Below are 19,999 nucleotides of genomic sequence, written 5' to 3' on the forward strand. Positions count from 1 at the left end.
ACTGTCGATGAACAAACGCTTCCCCCAAGAGGACAACGAACCCTGGTATCGCCAGTTCTGGCCCTGGTTCCTGATCCTGCTGCCGGCTACGGTCGTGGTCGCCGGTATTACCACGGTAGTGATTGCCAATCGCGGTGCCGATGACCTCGTGGTTGACGAGTACTACAAGGACGGACTGGCCATTAATCGCAAACTGGAGAAAAAGGAACGCGCCGACGCACTCGGTATTGGCGCGACACTGGAGGTGTACGGCAGTGAAATCCTGGTAAAAACTGCGGGGCCGGTGGACTCAGAGAAGTTGCAACTGCTGCTGTCACACCCGCTGGAATCAGACCGCGACTTCGAAGTCGTGGTGGTACAGAGCGTTCCAGGTGAATATCGCGGTCGCCTGCAGACCGCAATCGCCCCCCGCTGGCACTGGGCACTGATCCACGACGGCGAGCTGGCCTGGCGTCTTGATGGTTCAATTACCGCCGCGGACCTTCGTGAAGCGAGCGGTGACTGATTCAAGGGCGGCCTCCGATGCACTGATCGAACCCTGTTACCACTGCGGGGAACCAGTGCCTGAAGGCGTCTGCCTTTATACTGAAATCGGGGGACAGGCGCGCAGCATGTGCTGTCCGGGGTGCCAGGCGGTGGCGGCCATGATTGCCGGCAGTGGCCTGGACAACTTCTATCGGCAACGCACGGCCTACAGCGAGCGGCCCGCCGCAAGCGAGACGCCGGTCCGCGAGCAATATCTGATTTACGACCAGCCGGAACTGACTGACGCCTTCTGCCAGACGCAAGAGGACGGCAGTGTCAGCGCGCGCCTGTTACTTGGCGGCATCACCTGCGCCGCCTGCACCTGGCTGATAGAGCAAAGCCTTGCCTCTGTGCCGGGAGTCACGGAAGCTGCCGTGAATCTGCAGCAATCCCGGCTGGACATTCGTTTTGACCCCCTTGTGCTGCCCCTGAGCGAGATTTTTACCCGGGTTGATGCGCTGGGTTACCGCCCCCGGCCCTTCCAGGCCAGCGCCCGCCGCGAGCAGATGCGAGCGGAGTATCGGGCCGACCTGCGCCGGCTGGGTGTGGCCGGCTTTGGCATGATGCAGGTTGGCATGTTCGCCGTGGCACTGCACGCCGGCGACATCCAGGGCATCCAGGAACAGTACCAGGGCCTACTGCGCAGTTTCAGCTTGCTGGTCTCTGGTTTTATTGTCTACTACAGCGCCGGCACGTTCTTCCGCACCGCCTGGCGCCATCTCAAACAGGGCGCGCTGGTGATGGACCTGCCGGTGGCGCTGGCCATCGGACTCGCCTGGCTGGCAAGTGCCTATGCCACCGTTAGCGGCAGTGGCCAGGTCTACTTTGACTCGGTAGTGATGTTCACTTTTTTCCTGCTGCTCGGCCGTTTTCTGGAGGCCAGAGTCAGACAGCGCCATGCCAATAACTGGTTCGATGCAGAGAGCGCCTTGCCGGACGCGGTCAGCCTGCGACGCGATGGCCGGTGGATAACCGTTCCCCGCTCCCAGGCGGACCAGGGTGAGGTCATGCTGGTGCAGGCTGGGCAGACCATTCCCGCCGACGCGCGCGTGCTCAGCGGCAACAGTGCGGTGCGGGAAGACACCTTCAATGGCGAACATCTGCCGCGAACGGTCAGCATCGGCGATACCATCTACGCTGGAACCGTGAATGTCGAAGCCGCGCTGGAAGCGGAAATACTCGGCAGTTACGCCCAGAGCAGGCTGGCCGCCCTGCAGCGCTCGGTAGAAGTCGCGGAGACAGAAAAACCGCGACTGGCAAAAATGGCGGATCGAATCGCGTCCTGGTTCGTCGCCGGCGTACTGCTCGTTACTTCCGCAACAGCCATCGCCTGGTGGCATATTGCGCCGGAACAAACCCTGTGGGTGGCCCTCTCCGTGCTGGTAATCTCCTGCCCGTGTGCCCTGGCCCTTGCCACACCCGCAGCGCTGGCCTCGGCAGCGAGCGCCCTGCGCGCCACAGGCGTGATTGTGCGTGGGGAAAATGCTCTGGAATCCCTCTCTCGCACCACCCACCTGATATTCGACAAGACCGGCACACTGACCGAAGGAAAGCTGGCGATCAGCCGGGTGGAACTGCTCGGTGAACTGACCGAAGCCCGGGCTCTGCAACTGGCCGCGGGTCTGCAACACTGGTCCAACCATCCTGTGAGCAAAGCGTTTTCGCACATTCAGCCCGGTGAGGTATTCCAGGATGTGAATTATAAAGTGGGTGCCGGACTGCAGGGCAAGCTGGATGGCCGGCAATATCGCGTGGGCAGTGAATCGTTCTGCCGCGAGTTTTGCCCCGCCCTGCCACCGCCCCCCGACGAGCAACGCTACTGGATTGCCCTGTGTGATGCGCAGAGCCCGCTGGCCTGGATCGGCCTCGATGACACATTGCGAGCGGAAGCAAAAGCGGTGGTTCGCAGCGCGCTCACTGGTGGTCTCGAGTTGGGATTACTGACCGGTGACAGTTCGCCCCAGGGGAAGCTGCTCGCGCGGGAACTGGGTATCGACGATGTCCGCACCGGCATGGAACCGCAGCAGAAAATGCAGCGTGTACAGTCGCTACAGGCTACCGGCGCGGTCGTCTGTATGGTCGGTGACGGGCTTAACGATGCCCCCGTGCTCAGTCTCGCTGACAGTTCTTTTGCCGTGGCGGGTGCCACTGACCTGGCCCGCACCCAGGCAGATTTTGTTATCGTCGATGATGTCCTAACCCGAGTCACTGATACCTGGCAGAAAGCGCGTGATTGCCGGCGCATTATTCTGCAAAACTTTGCCTGGGCGCTGGGCTACAATCTCAGTGCGATCCCACTGGCGGCCACCGGTCACGTGCCGCCCTGGGCGGCGGCGATCGGCATGTCTCTCAGTTCCCTGCTGGTGGTTGCAAACTCGCTGCGATTGAACCGTAGTCCGGCAAAGGAGAAAGGGCTCTGATGGACAGTTTGTACCTGTTGATTCCGGTTGCACTGCTGCTGGTCGCACTGGGCATAAAGTTGCTGCTCTGGGCCATAGACAATGGCCAGTATGAGGACCTCGACAAGGAAGCCTGGCGTATCCTCTCGGACGACAAGAGCCCGGAGCGCAGCGACAGCGAAGCAGAGAGCAAAACCGATGACTGACATTGGTTATCTCAGCGCCCTGGCACTGGGCCTGGCTGGCGGTGGTCACTGCCTGGGCATGTGTGGCGGGATTGCCGCCGCCCTGAACCTCGGAGGTGAACGTTCCCTGCCGGTCACCATCGCCTATCACAGTGGTCGGATTCTCAGTTATACACTGCTCGGCGGACTGCTGGGAGTGATCGCCGGCAGCATAGATCTTGTGGCCTGGACCATCGCCCTGCGCTATCTCGCCGGGCTGTTGCTGATCGGTATGGGGCTCTATGTGGCGGATTGGTGGCGGGGCATGCTGGTGCTGGAAAAAGCCGGGGCCAGGCTGTGGCAGCCGGTGCAGCGACTATCGTCCAGGCTGCTACCCATTCGCAACCCTTTGCAGGGCCTGGCGCTCGGCCTGTGCTGGGGACTGATGCCCTGCGGTTTAATCTATTCTGCCCTGGCCTGGTCCGCCACCGCCCATGACGCGGTTTATTCTGCTTCACTCATGTTCGTTTTTGGCCTTGGTACCTTGCCCGCCATGATGGCGGTCAGCCTGGGAGCAGATCGCCTGCAGGCATTTTTGCGCAGGCGCGGTCTCAAGCTTTTTATTGCCGTCATGCTGATCGGCTCGGGGATCTGGACGATCTACCTGGTGGCGTCACACGGCGCACACCTGCGGCACGCCGCCCCCGGCGCAGAACAGGGCGAGATGGATCACTCACATATGGGTCACCCATAAAAAAGGTTCATCGCACATTAACGGGGAAGGGTAGTTAGCTAGACTCTCTGGCTTCAGCGGCCACTGCAATCGCGATGAACCATAAAAAAGCCCACCCCAAGGGGCGGGCCAGAAGCCTTCAGGCCGTAGGTGAGCCGACCTGAAGGGAGTTCGCTCAGAACTTGTAGGCGATACCGATGTTGTATACCCAGGGATCGATATCCACATCGAACTTGACCTTGGCGTTATCGGCCTCACGCAGGGTGACAGTCGCAGTGGTATCGATATCGATGTACCAGACGCCTGCATTGAAGCTCCAGTTTTCACCAAACGGAATATCCACACCGGCAGAGGCGGAAAGCCCGAAAGAATCGTCAAGATCAAGATCGGCCTTGCCGACAATTCCCTCGAGGTCGCGTGCGGCCTTCTCATCGAAGAAATAGGTGTAGTTAATGCCCACGCCCACGTAGGGCTGCCAGCCTGCGCTACCGCCGCGGGGATACCAGTGCAGAGTCAGGGTCGGGGGCAGGTGCTTGGTTGAACCGGCATCCAGCGGCGCCTCATTGACGTCGATGTTATGCTTGAAGGGCGTCGCGGCAAGCAGTTCCAGACCCCAATCCTCGGTCACCATGTAGGCAGGAATAATGGACAGTTGGGTGTCGTTGTCCACATCCACGGTTACACCCAGGCCTGGCACTTTATCGCTGTCGGCATCAGGGGCAACGGTTGCCGCACCCGCCCGCAAAATCCAGTCTCCGGCCTCGTAGGCCTGTGTCATCGCTGCGCCACCGGCAAGGGCGACAGCAACGGCCAGGGTCATTACATTTTTCATGGTTTACTCCTATCTATGGACAAAAATTCAGGCCCGCAGACCCGCATACAATGGATTCATATTAGAGCTCGGCAGTCTGCCGGGCATTGATGTCAATCAAGAGAACAGGGCGGTCCAGGGAACAACCTTGGTACTTTTACCGTAAGTAATCATTCCCACGGATAGTCCAGGGCACGACCGCAACCATGGAGGCTGCGCTCGTTCAGTTGCACGTGCACGGTGTAGGGGAAAGGCTCGCCTTTCATGGTGTCATGGCAAAGGGTTTCGCTGACGGTGACGTCAATGGCCTCGCCATTGGCCCTGGCCCGGTAGTGCAGTTCATCGCCCTCTTCGACGATTGTAAATTCACTGAACAACAGCCTCGTCGCACCGTAGTCACCGACAAACAACAGGTTCTCCTGTCGTCGCACCTCGAGATGCCAACCGGGCTCGTTGCCGACCGCGCGAAACTCAACCCCCCGGCGCCTGGCATCCTCCCAGGGCACGCGAAGGGGATTGAGCTGACAGTCGCTATAGCGCACGCCATCGACCTCCAGCATCGCTTCCTCCCCCCTGGACCAGAACATCACATCGCCCTCCTCATAACGGGTGCCGGACGCGGAGCGAACCTGTGACAGCACGAGGTAGCGATCCTCCAGCCAGATTGCCATTTCCCCCGGGCCGAGCCGGGTAATAAATTCGGTCCCCGTGCATTCGTAAACCAGGGTTCTTGCCAGCGGCCTGCTATCGGGCTGGAAATCGCCCGCCCGCTTGGTTTCATCAGCCTGCCCGGCGCAGGCAGTCAGCAACAGGGAAGCAATCAGCGTGATCTGGGGTTTCAGGTTCATGGGGTCTCCAACGCCGGCCTTTCGATAAGGCGGCGCTGCTTGCGCGCCTGTCTCAGGTTATCAACGGTTACAATCATCAAGCCCGTCCACACCAGCGTGAACGCGAGCAGCTGCGCCAGTGAAAACGGCTCTGCAAAGACCAGCACGGCCACCAACAGCTGCGCCGTCGGACCGATGTAGAACACCAGCCCGAGAGCTGTGAGCGGCAGCAAGCGGCTGGCCGCCACATAGGTTATCAGGGGAATGGCGGTAATAGCACCCGCGCCCAGCAACACCAGGTCCACCTCCAGTCCGTACTGGCCCAAACCGGCGCCATCACGGTAGATCAACCAGGCCAGTGAAAACGGTGACATCAGCAGGGTTTCGATAAACAGGCCCTCCAGCGACTCCACCGTGACCTTTTTGCGAATCGCGCCGTAGAGGCCAAAAGAAAGGGGTAATGCCAGGGCCACCCAGGGCAGGCCGCCGTAATACACCAGTTGTAACAATACCGCCACCAGGGCGCAGCCAATCGCGATTTTTTGCGCGGTGCCCACGGTTTCACCGAACAGCGTCAGGCCGATAAGCACATTGACCAGCGGCAGTAAAAAATAGCCCAGCGACGCTTCAGTGGCCTGGTCATTGCTGATAGCCCAAAGGAAGATCAACCAGTTCACCGCACCGAAGCCGGCCGCCAGCGCCATAACCGCCACCGTTCGAGGCTGTTTCAGCAACAACAGCGCGCCGCGCAGGCGACCGCTGAACAGCAACACCAGGCAGACAAAGGGCAGTGACCAGAACGCCCGATGCGCTAGTACGTCCTCTGGCGGCACTGGCTCGGCTCGCACCCAATACAGCGCTGCAAACCCCCAGATGAGGTAGGCGGTCACGCCCAGCAGGGTACCGCGCTGTTGTGGGCTTGAAGCTCCCCAGAGCAATGGCATCGTCAGCTTCCGTAGAAAGGCAGGACAATCATACGCATCGCAAGCAGTGTTACCAGCCACTTGAACCAGCGCTGGAAGTCCATCTCGGGGACTCTTCGCCGCAGTCGGGTTCCCGCCCAGGAGCCAGCGGTCACGGCGGCTATCATCGACAGCAGGAGGGGCCACCAGGGGCCGAAACTGAAGCCGAGCACCACGAAAGCGGCAAGGCGCATGACATGACTGAGACTCATATACATCGCCGTGTTCACCACCAGCCAGTCTCGTTGGGCATTGCGCCGGAGTAGCACCGCCGCTCCCAGCGGGCCGGTGGCGCCGGCCAGCATGCCCAGGCTGGTCTGGTAAAAGCCCAGCCCCAGCAGGGCCAGCTGCCCCCCGCCCCGGACCTGGGGTAGCGGCAGCCAGGTCAACAACAGGATTAACAGGCCAATCACCAGCGGCAGCCACTGCAGGTCCAAACTGGCGTATATTTCCCCGCCCAGCAGTGCACCCAGCAAGGCGCCCAGCGCTATGGCCGGCAGTATGTCCCACTGGATGTGTTGCCAGCCAAAGCCGGCGCGGCTGAGGTTACTGGCGAGCTGGGTAGCAGCGTGCAGGGGAAAAATAGCCTGCACTGGCACCAGCCCCGGCATGGCGGCGATTAACAGCACGCCGCCCCCCATGCCCATCACCCCCGCCAGCGCAGAGGTAAAAAAGGCTATCGGTACCAGCGCGAACTCAGCGCTTATGATCGTCAAATCGTAGCAGGGCTGCGCCTGTCCTGTGGCTGTCAATGGTGCCTCTCACTGAACCCCAAACCCCTGCGCAGGTCAACAATTTAACCCAATACGGGGGCCGATAGTGACCAGGACAGCCCGCTGCTCAAACCCCTGAGCCGCCTGCCGGCGCGGCGTGCTAACCCATGCCCCCCCAGGCCCGGGGCATTTGCATATTGAGACGCTCCAGTCCGCCATTAATGCCAAGAATATCGCCAGTGACATAGGACGCTGCCGGGGAGCACAGGTACAGGGCTCCCAGGGCAATATCCTCCACCTCGCCAAGGCGTCCCATGGGGGTCAGGTCCACCATGGTCTGCTCTACCTCGGGGGTCAACACAGTGTTCAGGGCGTCGGTCCGGGTCGAACCCACTGCAATGGCGTTCACCCGCACCCGCGGTGCAAATTCTTGCGCCAACTCCCGGGTGAGCAGAGAGAGCGCCCCCTTGGCGGTGCCATAGGCAGAGAAACAGGGGGTAGGTTTATGGCCCGCGACGGACGAGATGTTGAGAATACAGCCCTCCCCGTGTGCTGCCAGGTGCGGCGCACACAGCCGGGACAGTTCAAACGCGGTGGTTACGTTGAAGCGCAGTGCCGCCTCGAATTCCCTGGCGCTGGTTTGCAGCATGGGTTTGGGCGGAAAACCGCCGGCGTTATTGACCAGGATATCGATGCGCCCGAAGCGATCCATGGTCTGCTTTACCAGCGCCTGCAGTTGCTCAAAGTCGAGTACATCGGTGGCAACAACCAGGATATCGCCACCGAGTGAGGCAAGCTCTTGAGCCAACGCCTGCAGGTCGCTCTCGGTGCGAGCCGCCAGCACCAGGCTGGCCCCGGCCTCGGCAAAACCGCGAGCAATACCGGCCCCGATTCCCTTGCCGGCGCCGGTAATTATCGCCACCCTGCCCTGCAGGCTGAATCTGTCCATTAGTGCCATGTTATTTCCCCGTGTCGCTTATTCCCGCAGTTCCAGTGTCTCGCCGCTGCGTGCCGCCTCGATATCGGACTCGCAGTAGGGCATATCAACCCACGCCTTACGGGAGTACAACTCACTCTGGTCACCATGGTTTGGTGACTCGGGGTTGATGGATTGCGAGGTGGTGATAATTGCCTCGGCAAGGGGACATTCGCTTTCATCCCAGGTCACCGTCTGGATGTAGGAGTTGCCAGCGCGGATATTGCGATAGCCGCCCTGATCCAACCCGGCGCTGATCGCCCCGAACACGCCCATACTGCCGCTGCCCCCATGAATCGGCACATCGACCCCGTTGCGCGGCAGCACCTGGACTTCGCCCCAGGGCGCGGCCAGCGGCACCCCAGCGGCGTCGAGCGCGGCGACCGCGGTCGCCAGTGCGGTGCTAATCCGCACGGCGTTACCTTCCGCCGCGATATCGAAACCACGGGGAGTCTGCAGGGGCCGCTGCGGGTCAAAGTCCTCCCGCCACAGTGACTGGTCGGTAATCGCGTTTTCAAACGGGCTGCCGCCTACAGAGATCGCTTTCCAGAACTCGGTAAACACCTGGGTCCCGCGGCTGTCTACCTCGGCGCGACGATCCCAGTCAGCGAGCACGGCGCAGGCCCGCAGTGCATCGACCTTCGCCTCATCCAGCGTTGCACAAAACTCAAGCACGTCATCCAGTACCAGTTCCGCTCCCCACACCCGGTTGGCATACATGAGCTGCTGCAGGCTGGCCAGGGTAAACCCCGGGCTGGGGTCAAAGCCGTCCGCACCCGCCAGCCGTTCGGCCACCATGGCGTGGTTGATCTGGGTGCGCAGGTTCTGCTGCCTGCCCTCATGGCCGACAAAACCCATGGTGCTGGGAAACCCTTCCAGAGGCTGCGCCGGGTCGGTCAACCAGTAGCTGTCGTTGCTGTTGGCGGCATAATTACGGGTAAAGAAACTGGGCAGGCTGGAGAAACCGAACAGGCCCGAGTCCTCCGGGGCATCGCTATCCACACCCCACTGACACTCACTGCGGTCACCGTCGAGAACAATAATGGCGGCGTTGGTCAGGGCACGGACCACGGTATTAATACCGGTGACACAATCAGCCATCTTCGCTTCGGTCACATGGGGTATGGCCGAAACCTCGCCGTAAAAGGCCTCACCGTGGCGATCAGCGGCCAGGGAATGAAACAGCGGATTGCCGATTACCTTGAGGGCCTCGGCAAATTCGCCGACATTCGCGGCCTTGCCGATATTGACCCACATCTCGATGCCGCGCAGGTTGTCCAGGTTGGCGTCGCGCAGCGCATACACCGTACCGCGGGCGGTGGGCCAGCCGGAGAACAGGTCAACGAAATCGGGGGCAATGGCCGCCGCTGTGGCAGCGAGGCTGACAATCAGACCATGTTCCCAGTGATAGAAGGTGTGTTCACGCTCCTCCATCGAACCATCGGGCCTGGCCACCCTGATGCGAACCGTCTCCGGAACAATGTCCCGAAATTCCCCATCCACCTCGTACTGAAGCGGATTATCCGGATTCAGTTTCAGCTCGAAGAGGGTGAAACGATTGGCCACGCTGACGGTATGCGACCAGGCCAGGTCGCGGTTGAACCCGATGGCGACTTTGGGGAAGCCCTTGAGGGCGGCACCCATGGCGTCGTATTCGCCGGGAATGGTCAGGTGCACCTGATAAAACGAGCCCACGCCATACCAGGGTTGGTGGGGATTACCCAGCAACATGCCACTCCCCGTCTGGGTCGCATGACTGCCCAGCGCAATCGCATTGCTGCCCTTGTCATCACTGGCAAAGGCCTGCCGCATTTGTTCCGCGGTCAGCTGTGCCGAAGCGCCGGCGGCGTTACCCTCTCCCGGCCCGTTGGCATCGAGTATGGCCTGACGAACAATGCCCTGGTCGGTACTGCCCTGCAACTGGATGCGGCGAAAGTATTTCCACAGGTCGATGGCCTGGATCTCGCGCACCCAGTGGGCGCCGCGACAATCGGGATCGGTGTCGGGCAGGTTATCAACGCCGGTTTCACGGAGGTAGCGGTTGTAGCCGGCTGCGTAGCCCTCCACCAGTTCCAGAATGTATTCCGGTTGCTGGCTGAGGTAGCGCTCCCGCAATTGCCCTTCGCTGTTATTATTGACCAGGCTGAAGATAAAGTCGGTATCCTCACTGCCCTGCGCCTCGCCGAAAAACTCCAGCGACTGGCCGCTGGCGCGAATGATCTCGGTGATCAACATGCAGTAGTTATCCTGGGCAAAGGCATAGCCGTGACCATATCCCAGACTGCCCCAATCCTCCGCCACGATGTGCGGAATACCATATTCGGTGCGGGTCAGTGTTGCCTGGTAAGTGAAGTCTTCCGGCGCCTCGGGGTCGGGAGTGACCGGCGGGGCGGGACGGGAATGACCACTGTCACCGCAGCCGGCAAGCAACAGAGGTAGAACAAGAAAGGCCGCCGCAACTATCGTTTTCATTATTCGGGTCTCTCGCCAGGGGCTTTGTGATGAGCCTCATCATACGTAAACACCTCGCCGGAAATCTACACAAGGGGAATTCACTGCCTTCCCGGCGGCGCAACAGGCTATACTGATGCCATGCATTTTATTTTCGAAGTCCACATGAAACCCGGCTATCCGCCGGAGCGCTATGCCCAGGCGTGGGTGAAGGCCAGCGAACTGATCCAGCAGGCGCCGGGTGCCCTGGGTACCCGGCTGCATCGCAAAATCGGCGAGCCCAACGTGCTGCTGGCTATCGCGACCTGGGAGTCGAAAGCGGCTCGCGACGCGATGGAAGCGACACCGGACCAGCAGGTGGCGGACATCATTCGCGAGCAGGCCCAGTTTGTGGAAGTCAAAGTCATCGGCGAGTACGAAGCGCCCGAATGGGAAGTGGTCATCCGCTAACATGCAGCTGTCTGTACTGGACCAGTCCCTGGCACGCCGTCCCGAGGAAGCCCCCGTTGCGCTGCAGGAAACCCTGCAGATGGCCCGGTGGTGCGAACAGCTGGGCTACGGGCGCTTCTGGGTGTCTGAACATCACGCTTTCCCCTCGGTGGCCGGCAGCGCGCCCGAGGTACTGCTGGCAGCCATCGGAGCTGCCACCGACACCATACGTATTGGCTCCGGCGGAATCATGTTACCCCACTACAGCCCCTACAAGGTCGCCGAGGTTTTTTCGTTGCTCGCCAATCTTTACCCGGGGCGGGTGGATCTGGGCATTGGTCGTGCCCCGGGGGCGGACATGTCCACCGCCGTTGCGCTGGCCCCCGACGGCCACCCACGATTCGACAGGTTTCCGGAATTGACAGCCCGGCTGGGCGAGTATCTGTGGCAGGACAGTACCCAGCCCCTGGTCAGTCCGAAGCCGCCCCCCGGAATCCCCCTCTGGATGCTGGGCTCGAGCCCGGACAGCGCAGTGCTGGCGGCGAGGCTGGGACTACCCTATAACCTGGGCCTGTTTATCAACCCCCAGGCAGATCCCCGACTGATAGCTCACTACAAACGGCATTTCCAGCCCAGTGACCTGCAGCCGGCGCCGCATGCCATCCTCACCCTGAGTGTATTTTGTGCCGACGATGAAGACAGGGCGCGGGCACTATTGCTGGCCCACGACCTCAACCTTTTCCGGTTTTTCAGCGGCGAGACCACCGGCAAATCCCTGACTCCGGAAGAGGCCGTCGCCTACCCCCTGGGCCCCCGGGAAAGTGCTTTTATCCGCAGTCGGGCGCAAAGCCGGGCAGTGGGAACACCGGACCAGGTGTGGCAGCAGTTGCGGGAACTGGCCGCCGCCCACGACGCCGACGAAGTTATGGCGGTGACCAATATGTATTACTTTGAGGACCGAAAGCGCTCCTTCGAACTGCTGATTCGCCACCGGCCGGACTGAAACCTGCGGGCCATTTCAGCAATCAATGGCGGAAGACGGCACACCCCGCGGTTGAAACCCGTACAATGGCAGGTCGATGCCTGTCGATAGCGGTACGCTAATATCGACATTGCCCTGACTTGAATCTACTCTCTGGATATACGATAGCGGTGAACAAAAAATAACCAGATGGCCAGCGTCTCTACCCATCACTTTCTCGCGGTCATGCGCGGAGCCCAGCTCAAAGGCTGGTCACGCCAGAACCTGTTGCTGGAGGCCGGTATTCCCGACCAGGTCGACTACTGCGCCGAGCAGCGTTTTACCATTCACCAGATGACCCGCCTCACCAGGACTATCTGGCGGGTGCTGGATGACGAGTTTATGGGATTCACCAAACACCCCTGTAAATCCGGCGCTTTTTCCTTCGCCCTGCAAACCATGAGAAAGTCGCACAACCTGCACGACGCCCTCCTCACCGGGTTTGAATTCTATCGCCTGGCGGCGGACGACATCGCGACACAACTCATTGTGGAGGACGATATCGCCACTATCGACATCCGCTTCGCCTATCCGGAGTTCGACCCCCAGCACTATTTCGAAGAATTCTGGATGGTAATCTGGCACCGGCTTATCAGCTGGCTGTCCGGTGTACGTATTCCGCTACGGCACGTGAGATTCAGGCAGCAACAGCCTGCCTATAAAAAAGAACTGCACTATATGTTTCCGGGCAAGCACGACTATGGCTGCGAAACCAGCCAACTGGAGTTCGATGCGAAATATCTCGCCCTGCCGCTTGTCCGCAGCCAGAAGGAGACGGAGCTGTTTCTGGCGCGTTCGCCCTACAACCTGTTGTCCATACCGGGATCGGACGGCACCCTGCAGGGCGAGATAATGAGCCAGCTTACCCCCACTAACGCGGAGCCTCTTTGCTTCCCCGATATCGAGGAACTGGCCCGCACACTGAATGTCAGCGGCACCACATTGCGCCGGCGATTGCAGGAAGAGTCAACCAACTACACCGAAATCAAGACGGAACTGCGCCGGCAACTGGCGTACAAGATGCTGTCCGACGCGAAAGTTCCCATTGGCAAGGTGGCGGAAGCTGTTGGATTTTCGGAAACCAGCGCTTTTGGCCGGGCATTCAAGGAATGGAGCGGTTTCACGCCGCGTCAATACAGAAGCACCCTGCTGAATCCAGCCGGATCTTCCTGACGCCCTCTGAGCCTGCTGACCCTTCAGGCGCTGTAAAGCGTAAAGGCGCCGATCAGGATAAACCCAAAACCCGCTACATAACTCAGTACCCGCTCGCTGATGTATTCTGCCAGCAAACTACCCGCCAGAACCCCGATCGCTGAGGCGACCACTAACGCCAAAGAGGCCGCCAGAAATACCGTCATTTTGCTGACGTCTTTGTCAGCAGCAAACAACATCGTCGCCAGTTGAGTCTTGTCACCCAACTCAGCAATAAACACCGCTGTAAAAATGGTTGCGAATATTTTAATTTCCAATTTCTTCTCACTGCTGTAATAAATTGATCACTGCCTTGACGTGGACGCAGCGGCAGACGGCTCCCTGAATAGACCTTCAGTCTGTATTGCCATTATCGAGACGCGCCGACCTCATGCGCTGCAGGGCATCCTGCAGGGCCGACATAACCACGGCGGTGGAGACCCCCATCATAAGAATGCCATTCAGGGACTGCATGGGACCGAGGATCCGGTGCCTCGCTGACATCACGATATCGCCGTAACCCAGGGTCGCGAAATTGACCGCAGAGTGGTACACCGCCACCTGGAAATCTTCAAATTCACCCAACTGTATAAACAGCGCCCCCCAGATGCAAACCTGCAGGAAGTTACCGACCACGAGCACAATCATCACGCCGCAGATTACCAGCATCGTACTACCAAAGGACCCGCGTTCCACGGCTGCGCTGTGGCGGGCATAGGTTCGCATAGCGGCGGTAACCAGCAAGGCCTGCACGAACAGGCACCCGACCATGACCAGCAGTCCCAGAATGACATTTTGAAACATGTTCCCGCCTCCATCTACACCGCAGGCTGCCTTTTCAGCGCCTGCCGTTTGCGCAGATTTTCAAGTAATAACAACATCATCCAGGCATACAGGGTGACACCGATAAACAACGCGATACGCACCGCAGATGCGACGTACGGGTCCTTGCCATTGATCGTATCCTCAACCGCCGGACCCACCAGGATAAACAGGGTGACCGTGACATTCTGCCAGAAGGTGGGACCGAATGCGCTGGCCAGAACGCCATAGAACTTGGCCAGCAGAAAACCGCTGAATAACAGCGTCCACAGCCAGAACATAAACAGGTTGGGCACCAGCTTCAGGCAAAACCAGAATACCATGGCGAACACGGCCGCCAGACAGGTAGAACCCAACAGTTCGACCCCCGCATGCTTTGCCGCAGTCTCGTTGGCCTGCTGGCCCAGAGCGACTGACTTCATGACAATCGGCGCATATGCGGTCGGGTTGTAAAGCACCAGCAGGTAACTTGGAAAAACCACCAACGTAGCGCGCAGGGCCAACCAGCTCGACTGCAGGGGTTCCGAGTGAGGGGGCGGCGCTGTCGATACATTGTCCTCGGGAAACCAGGGGTAGACCAGCCACTGGCAGACCACGGCAATGGCAATGTTCAGTAGCAATGCCGAGATGATCATCATCGCCAGTGATGGCCCCATCACACCCAGGGCAGAAATAAGCGTAATGCCAATGGTCAGCAACAACCCCACCGGCCCCTTGCCCTTGTTCAGGGACAGGTAATTCGCAAAGAACAGACCCAGCAAGACAATAATCAGCCCGGTCATCGTGTGGTAGGTCAGTATCGGGATCAACAACAGGCCACTGCCGAGCATCAGGGACAGCACCAGAATCAGCCCCAAAAGACCCTTCAGCCCCATGGGCGGCTTGGGGTCGGCCCCCAGCAAAAAGGCAAACAGCGGCGCGATGAAAGGCAGGTTTGCATCCATCCCATAACTGGTCGCGAGGGCGATACTCATTGCCAGGCTCAGCCTGAATACCCGTCGCGCTGCTATCGGCATGCTCACTCTATCGGCCCTAGTATGCGTAGGAGACGATGCTCATAAAACGCATATAGAGTCTTCCAAGAATCCGGGTCAGCCAGGCGCCCTCGGTATAGGCCATGACGGAGGCCTGTCCCCCCATGCGCAGCTGGGTTCGCAATTGCTCTGCCTGCTGTGGGTCAAACCTCACCCTGACCGGAAACCGCTGCGCTGGTCGCAGCCAGTTGCGATCATTATTGACGGTCGGCAGGGTTCCGGGCTGGGGGGTGCGGCCGGAACTGACTCCCATGCCGATATTGTCGATAACGCCGTGGAAAACCTCGCCAGGCAGGGAATCAAACAGGATTTGTACCGGCGTACCGGTTAGCAGATGACCGAGGTTGTTTTCGGTGTATTGCGCTTCTATCCAGACATCACTCAGGGAAAGCAGGGTAATGACTGGATGCCCCATGCCCGCGAAGGAACCGACATCAGTGCGCAAATCAGTAATCACGCCGCGATCGCCCGCCCTCACCGTGGTGCGTTCCAGGTCCAGTTCGGCTTTCTCCACGCCGGTTCTGGCAATGGCAAGAATCGTGTTCAGTTGTTCACTGGAATCCCCACCCTTGGCCTCAGTCGCCTGTTTGATGCCTGCTTCTGCCGCGGACACAGCTGCCTTGCTCTGGGCCAGGGTGGCCCGGGATATCTCCAGGCGACGGGTCGATATGGTTCCCGGGTCTTCCTGGTACAAACGCTCGAGGCGATTGGTATCTTTTTGCGCCTTGTCGAGATTCGCCAGCGCCGAACGCAGGTTGGCCCGGGCCGCTTCGACTGCGGCATCACCGGCCTCTACCTGGCTCAGGGCGTTGCGGTAATCGGAGCGGGCCTTGGCGAGCGCTATTTCATACTGGGAGGGATCGATCTGGAACAGCGGCTGACCCGCTTCCACCTCCTGGTTATTGGCAACAAATACCTCGGTGACATTACCGGACACCTGGGGCGCCACGCCGATCACATAACCCTGCACCCGGGCCTGGGTGGTGTAGGGCGTGTACCTGTCACTGGCCAGGTACCAGCAAAGGGTCAGGAGAATGACCAGTGCCACGGCCTGTCCACCGCGTTTTACCGTTTTCGAGGCCGCGTCCTGTTCGTCGACCTGCCCGGCTTCGTCCTTACTGTCTGCGTCGCTCATGGTGTTCCCCATCAAGGCCGTTTCTGTTCGATTGCGGGCACCGGGTCATCCAGCATGCCGTCCCAGTCCGTGCGCTGTTCCATAATCTCCCGGACCGCGTCCGGCACCAGATCTTGCGCCTGGGCGGGACGCCATCCGCCCCCCAGCGCCTTGTAAAACGCGATAACCCCGTTGATGTGGGCTCCCTGGTTAGCCACGTAGGCGGCGGACCGCGCAGCCCGCGACTGCTGTGCAGTGAGTACCCGCTGGAAGTCGGAATAACCCTCCCGATAGCGCTTGGTGGACAGCGCCAGCGAACGCTCTGCCGCCTGTAGTGCCTCGGCCAGTACCTGCTGCTGCTCACGGGTTTTCACCACGGCGATGGCGGCACTGTCGATTTCAGCGGCGGCGGCCAGTACCGTCAACTGGTAGCCTTCTATCAATTGCTGCAGGCGCACGTCCTGCACCCGGACCCGATTTTCAATCCGGTCGTAGTTGAACAGGTTCCAGGTAAATCCCGGCCCGACACCGGTAGCCAGGGCGTCGGCAGTCAGGTCCAGGGAATTGCCCGACCAGCCGATGGTTCCAAACAGGGAAATTGAGGGGTAGAGGTCTGCCCGGGCGATGCCGATTTGTGCCGACTGGGCGGCGACGCTGAAGGCGGCGCTGCGAACATCGGGGCGACGGAGCAGCAAAGTCGCAGGAAACGCATTGATGTAAACCGGGTTCAGTGCCGGCAGTTCGCTGGCCGCCGTGTTCAACTCCGGCAGCTCGCCAGGCGAGCGTCCCAGCAGTACGCCTAATCCGTTTTCTACCTGCCTGAGGCTGGATTCAAGTTCAGGAATGGTGGACACGGTCGCCAGGTACTGGGTTCGCGCCTGTTGCACGTCCAGTTCCGACGACTGGCCACTCTCGAACAGCCGGGTGGTGATTTCCAGACTGCGATGCTGCAGGTCAGCGTTCTCCCGGGCAATCTCGATCTGGCGGGCGATAGTCAGGTAACTGTAATAGGCCTGGGCCACCTGTGCCGCCAACAGCACCTGGGCATTTTGCTGATTGCTGATGGAGGCGAAGAAAGCCGCGTCGGCAGACTCCACCCCGCGCCGCCAGCGCCCCCAGAAATCCAGCTCCCAGCCGATATCAAACCCAAGGTCATAGGCGTTGAGATTCGAGTGATCGCCCGACTTGCGGCCCTCGGTCGGCCAGCGGTCGGCTCTCGCCCAACTGCCGCTCGCTTGCTGGACCTGCGGATACTGACTGCCGGTTGCAATACCCAGCAGCGCCCTGCTTTCAAGTACCGCCAGGCCGGCCAGGCGCAGGTTGTAGTTCTCCCGGCGGGCAATCTCGATGAATTGATTCAACAGCGGATCACCGAAGGCCTGCCACCAGAACTGCAGGTCTTCCTCCGCCGGTGACGCGGGGTTCACCTGGCCATAGAGATCAGTCTGCCACTGTTCCAGCCAGGCAACCTCGGGTTCCTCGTAATCCGGTCCCAGGTTGGTGCAGGCCTGCAGGAGCAGTGAAGCGCCGGCCATGGCCAGCGCCCTGGTGATCAAACTCATTCTCCAGCCTGATCCGTCGCCGCAACAACCTCCTCTGGCGAATGCGTATGGACGGAAACCCACTGCATAAATACCTGGTAACCGACTGCCAATACAACCGCGCCAGTGAACAGCCCGACGAATCCGGAAGAGACCATACCGCCCAGAGCACCAATCAGTATGACCGGCATGGGCGCCTCTACCCCGCGCCCGAGTAACAGCGGCTTGAGTACATTGTCGGCCAGGGCTGTGATAATCACCGCAACCGTCCACACCGTATTCATCACCGTCCCGGAATCGCCGCCGTTCCAGATCCAGATGATGACCGGGATACCGATTAACATTGCGGGCAACTGCATGATTGCCATCAGTAACACCACCAGGGCGAGGATACCCGCAGCGGGCACCCCTGCCAGCAGAAAAACGAGCCCCATCAATACCGCCTGGATAGCGGCCACGCCGAGCACGCCCACAGCCACGGAGCGTGTCGTCATGGTCACCAGGTTATGTACCCTGGGTCCCTGCTCCGGCCCGGCGATACGACTGAAAATGTTCAGGGTCGCACCACTGCCACCCTTGCCGTAGGCCATCATGATACCGGCGACGATAAGGGCGCCGAGCAACAGGGCAATACCCCCGGCCGTATTCCTGGCCATGGCCAGCACGCCCCTCATCACCGATTCGACATTGGTCCTGTATTTGGCGATGAAGGCGGGGAGATTTTCGCTGGCCTCGGTCCAGGCGGCGTAAACCTGCTTGCCCACCACCGGCCACTCGGCGACAGCTTCTTTTGGCGGTCGCAGGCCCAGGGTACCGGCGTTATAGGCCTCGTGCAGGTACCTCAGTTCCTCGGCCATTGATCCGGCGAGTTTCACGGCGGGAACACCGATGAGCAATAGCCCGGACAGCACAATGACGGTAGCCGCGCGCCCCTGCTTGCCGGCAAATTTGTCAGCCAGCTTCTGGTGCATTGGGTATAGCGTGACCCCGAGAATCAGTGCCCAGAGCATCAGGTTCAAAAACGGACTGAATACGCGAAAACACATCACCACCAGCAGGAAGACAATACTGACCCTGATAATTACGTCAGTAAATTCCTTGGCGGTCATGGGGTGAGACTCAATTTCGTTATTTTCCATGCTACATCCCTAGGTTTGATATGGCCGGGCAAGGAGGCTCCAGCCCTAGCAGAGTAGCATATCGGAACAAATTTTCTATGCAGGAGCGGCGTTCAGGGCCGCCAGCGCGGGCGCGTCAGATAGTCCCGCGTTCCCTGGCCATATCCAGGGCCAGGTCTTCAATCATGTCTTCCTGGCCCCCGACGGTGCGGCGCCTGCCGAGTTCCACCAGGATATCCCGGCTGGACAGGTTGTATTTGGCCGCCGAGCGCTTGGCAAACAACAGGAAGGAGGAGTAGACACCGGCGTACCCCAGGGTCAGGGCATCCCGGTCTATGCGCACCTGCTCATCCATCAGCGGGGTGATCAGGTCCTCGGCGATATCCATGGCCTTGAAAGTATCGACCCCGGTTTCTATGCCCATCCGGTCGCACACCGCGATAAACACCTCCAGTGGCGTATTACCGGCGCCGGCGCCAAGACCAGCCATGGAACCATCGATGCGGTTGGCCCCTGCTGCCACCGCAGCAATGGAGTTGGCGACCCCCATGGCCAGGTTGTGGTGGCCGTGAAAGCCCAGCTCCGTTTCCGGCTTGAGCTCGGCGCGGGCCAGTGCCACCCGGGCAGTGACATCGTCCGGCAGCATGTAGCCCGCGGAGTCGGTGATGTAAACACAGTTGGCACCGTAGTCTTCCATCAGTTTCAGTTGGGTCAGCAATTCTTCCGGCTCGATCATGTGCGCCATCATCAGAAAGCCCACGGTATCCAGCCCGTCCATAGCGGCCGCCGCGCTGATGTGCTGCTCGGACACATCCGCCTCGGTGCAGTGGGTGGCCACCCGGATGGTGGAGATACCGCAATCCACGGCCATTTTCAGGTGGTCAACCGTACCGATTCCAGGCAATAGCAGGGCCGACACTCTGGTATTGTTCATTTCCTTACAGACCGCGCTGAGGTAATCCTCGTCGCTGGCGGCCGGGAAGCCATAGTTGACCGAGGCCCCACCCAGGCCATCGCCATGGGTCACTTCAATCAGGGGGACACCGGCGTCGTCCATGGCCCTGGCCACAGTCACCATTTCCTCCACCGTAATCTGGTGCCGCTTGGGGTGCATCCCGTCGCGCAGGCACATATCGTGTACGGTAATTTGCTTGCCTTTCAGATCCAT

20 protein-coding genes are annotated in these 19,999 nt (G+C 60.2%); 7 read left to right on the forward strand and 13 right to left on the reverse strand.

The features are described from left to right. Positions 1–7: 7 nt before the first annotated feature. The 4 genes from E2F43_RS16895 to E2F43_RS16910 are packed head-to-tail and all read left to right on the forward strand — an operon-like array spanning position 8 to position 3,842. A complete protein-coding gene (locus E2F43_RS16895) occupies positions 8–505 on the forward strand; it encodes a FixH family protein (protein ID WP_133214863.1) in 498 nt (165 codons plus the stop codon). Further along, complete coding sequence (locus E2F43_RS16900; RefSeq protein WP_238946989.1) at positions 498–2,945, forward strand: heavy metal translocating P-type ATPase; 2,448 nt, start codon at positions 498–500, stop codon at positions 2,943–2,945. The genes E2F43_RS16895 and E2F43_RS16900 overlap by 8 nt, the downstream gene beginning before the upstream one ends. Next, entirely contained in the window at positions 2,945–3,130 is a 186-nt protein-coding gene (gene ccoS / locus E2F43_RS16905; protein WP_133214867.1) for a cbb3-type cytochrome oxidase assembly protein CcoS, read from the forward strand. Before E2F43_RS16900 ends, ccoS begins: the two co-directional genes overlap by 1 nt. Next, positions 3,123–3,842 (forward strand): sulfite exporter TauE/SafE family protein, encoded by a 720-nt coding sequence (locus E2F43_RS16910; RefSeq protein ID WP_133214869.1) that lies wholly within the window; start codon positions 3,123–3,125, stop codon positions 3,840–3,842. Before ccoS ends, E2F43_RS16910 begins: the two co-directional genes overlap by 8 nt. A 154-nt stretch (positions 3,843–3,996) precedes the next feature. On the opposite strand, the gene E2F43_RS16915 is transcribed toward E2F43_RS16910, so the two are convergent. The 6 genes from E2F43_RS16915 to E2F43_RS16940 all read right to left on the reverse strand — a co-directional run bounded on the left by E2F43_RS16915 (position 3,997) and on the right by E2F43_RS16940 (position 10,582). Further along, positions 3,997–4,653: an OmpW/AlkL family protein gene (locus E2F43_RS16915; RefSeq protein WP_133214871.1), complete on the reverse strand. Its 657-nt coding sequence runs from the start codon at positions 4,651–4,653 to the stop codon at positions 3,997–3,999. 149 nt (positions 4,654–4,802) lie between these two features. Further along, complete coding sequence (locus E2F43_RS16920) at positions 4,803–5,480, reverse strand: MliC family protein (RefSeq protein WP_133214873.1); 678 nt, start codon at positions 5,478–5,480, stop codon at positions 4,803–4,805. Further along, positions 5,477–6,403, reverse strand: coding sequence for an EamA family transporter RarD (gene rarD, locus E2F43_RS16925; protein WP_133214875.1), 927 nt, complete (start codon positions 6,401–6,403; stop codon positions 5,477–5,479). The genes E2F43_RS16920 and rarD overlap by 4 nt, the downstream gene beginning before the upstream one ends. A gap of 2 nt (positions 6,404–6,405) precedes the next feature. Then, on the reverse strand, positions 6,406–7,173 hold the full coding sequence (locus E2F43_RS16930) for a sulfite exporter TauE/SafE family protein (protein WP_133214877.1): 768 nt from the start codon (positions 7,171–7,173) through the stop codon (positions 6,406–6,408). Positions 7,174–7,294: 121 nt separating this feature from the next. Next, positions 7,295–8,092, reverse strand: coding sequence for a glucose 1-dehydrogenase (locus tag E2F43_RS16935; RefSeq protein ID WP_133214879.1), 798 nt, complete (start codon positions 8,090–8,092; stop codon positions 7,295–7,297). Positions 8,093–8,110: 18 nt separating this feature from the next. Beyond that, positions 8,111–10,582: a penicillin acylase family protein gene (locus E2F43_RS16940; RefSeq protein ID WP_133214881.1), complete on the reverse strand. Its 2,472-nt coding sequence runs from the start codon at positions 10,580–10,582 to the stop codon at positions 8,111–8,113. A 120-nt stretch (positions 10,583–10,702) separates the two neighbouring features. Between E2F43_RS16940 and E2F43_RS16945 the strand changes: the two genes are divergently transcribed. The 3 genes from E2F43_RS16945 to E2F43_RS16955 all read left to right on the forward strand — a co-directional run bounded on the left by E2F43_RS16945 (position 10,703) and on the right by E2F43_RS16955 (position 13,184). Further along, complete coding sequence (locus E2F43_RS16945; RefSeq protein WP_133214883.1) at positions 10,703–11,011, forward strand: antibiotic biosynthesis monooxygenase family protein; 309 nt, start codon at positions 10,703–10,705, stop codon at positions 11,009–11,011. Position 11,012: 1 nt separating this feature from the next. Continuing rightward, entirely contained in the window at positions 11,013–11,993 is a 981-nt protein-coding gene (locus E2F43_RS16950) for an LLM class flavin-dependent oxidoreductase (protein WP_133214885.1), read from the forward strand. Positions 11,994–12,161: 168 nt separating this feature from the next. After that, the gene (locus E2F43_RS16955; protein WP_133214887.1) at positions 12,162–13,184 is read left to right on the forward strand and encodes an AraC family transcriptional regulator; all 1,023 of its coding nucleotides are present in this window, start codon (positions 12,162–12,164) and stop codon (positions 13,182–13,184) included. Positions 13,185–13,207: 23 nt separating this feature from the next. Here the strand turns inward: E2F43_RS16955 and E2F43_RS16960 are convergent, their stop codons facing one another. The 7 genes from E2F43_RS16960 to dmpG form a co-directional block, all read right to left on the reverse strand. Continuing rightward, the gene (locus E2F43_RS16960) at positions 13,208–13,480 is read right to left on the reverse strand and encodes a TMEM165/GDT1 family protein (RefSeq protein WP_133214889.1); all 273 of its coding nucleotides are present in this window, start codon (positions 13,478–13,480) and stop codon (positions 13,208–13,210) included. 76 nt (positions 13,481–13,556) lie between these two features. Then, a complete protein-coding gene (locus tag E2F43_RS16965) occupies positions 13,557–14,006 on the reverse strand; it encodes an ion channel (RefSeq protein WP_133214891.1) in 450 nt (149 codons plus the stop codon). Positions 14,007–14,020: 14 nt separating this feature from the next. Then, positions 14,021–15,040, reverse strand: coding sequence for a DUF2955 domain-containing protein (locus E2F43_RS16970; protein ID WP_133214893.1), 1,020 nt, complete (start codon positions 15,038–15,040; stop codon positions 14,021–14,023). A gap of 16 nt (positions 15,041–15,056) precedes the next feature. Continuing rightward, a complete protein-coding gene (locus tag E2F43_RS16975) occupies positions 15,057–16,193 on the reverse strand; it encodes an HlyD family secretion protein (protein ID WP_238946990.1) in 1,137 nt (378 codons plus the stop codon). Positions 16,194–16,204: 11 nt separating this feature from the next. Next, positions 16,205–17,734: an efflux transporter outer membrane subunit gene (locus E2F43_RS16980; protein ID WP_133214897.1), complete on the reverse strand. Its 1,530-nt coding sequence runs from the start codon at positions 17,732–17,734 to the stop codon at positions 16,205–16,207. Next, a complete protein-coding gene (locus E2F43_RS16985) occupies positions 17,731–18,852 on the reverse strand; it encodes an AI-2E family transporter (protein ID WP_238946991.1) in 1,122 nt (373 codons plus the stop codon). Before E2F43_RS16985 ends, E2F43_RS16980 begins: the two co-directional genes overlap by 4 nt. A 115-nt stretch (positions 18,853–18,967) precedes the next feature. Continuing rightward, positions 18,968–19,999, reverse strand: a complete 1,032-nt coding sequence (gene dmpG / locus E2F43_RS16990) for a 4-hydroxy-2-oxovalerate aldolase (protein ID WP_133214899.1) — start codon at positions 19,997–19,999, stop codon at positions 18,968–18,970.

The sequence above is a fragment of the Seongchinamella unica genome, from assembly GCF_004354085.1.
Lineage (GTDB): Bacteria > Pseudomonadota > Gammaproteobacteria > Pseudomonadales > Halieaceae > Halioglobus > Halioglobus unicus.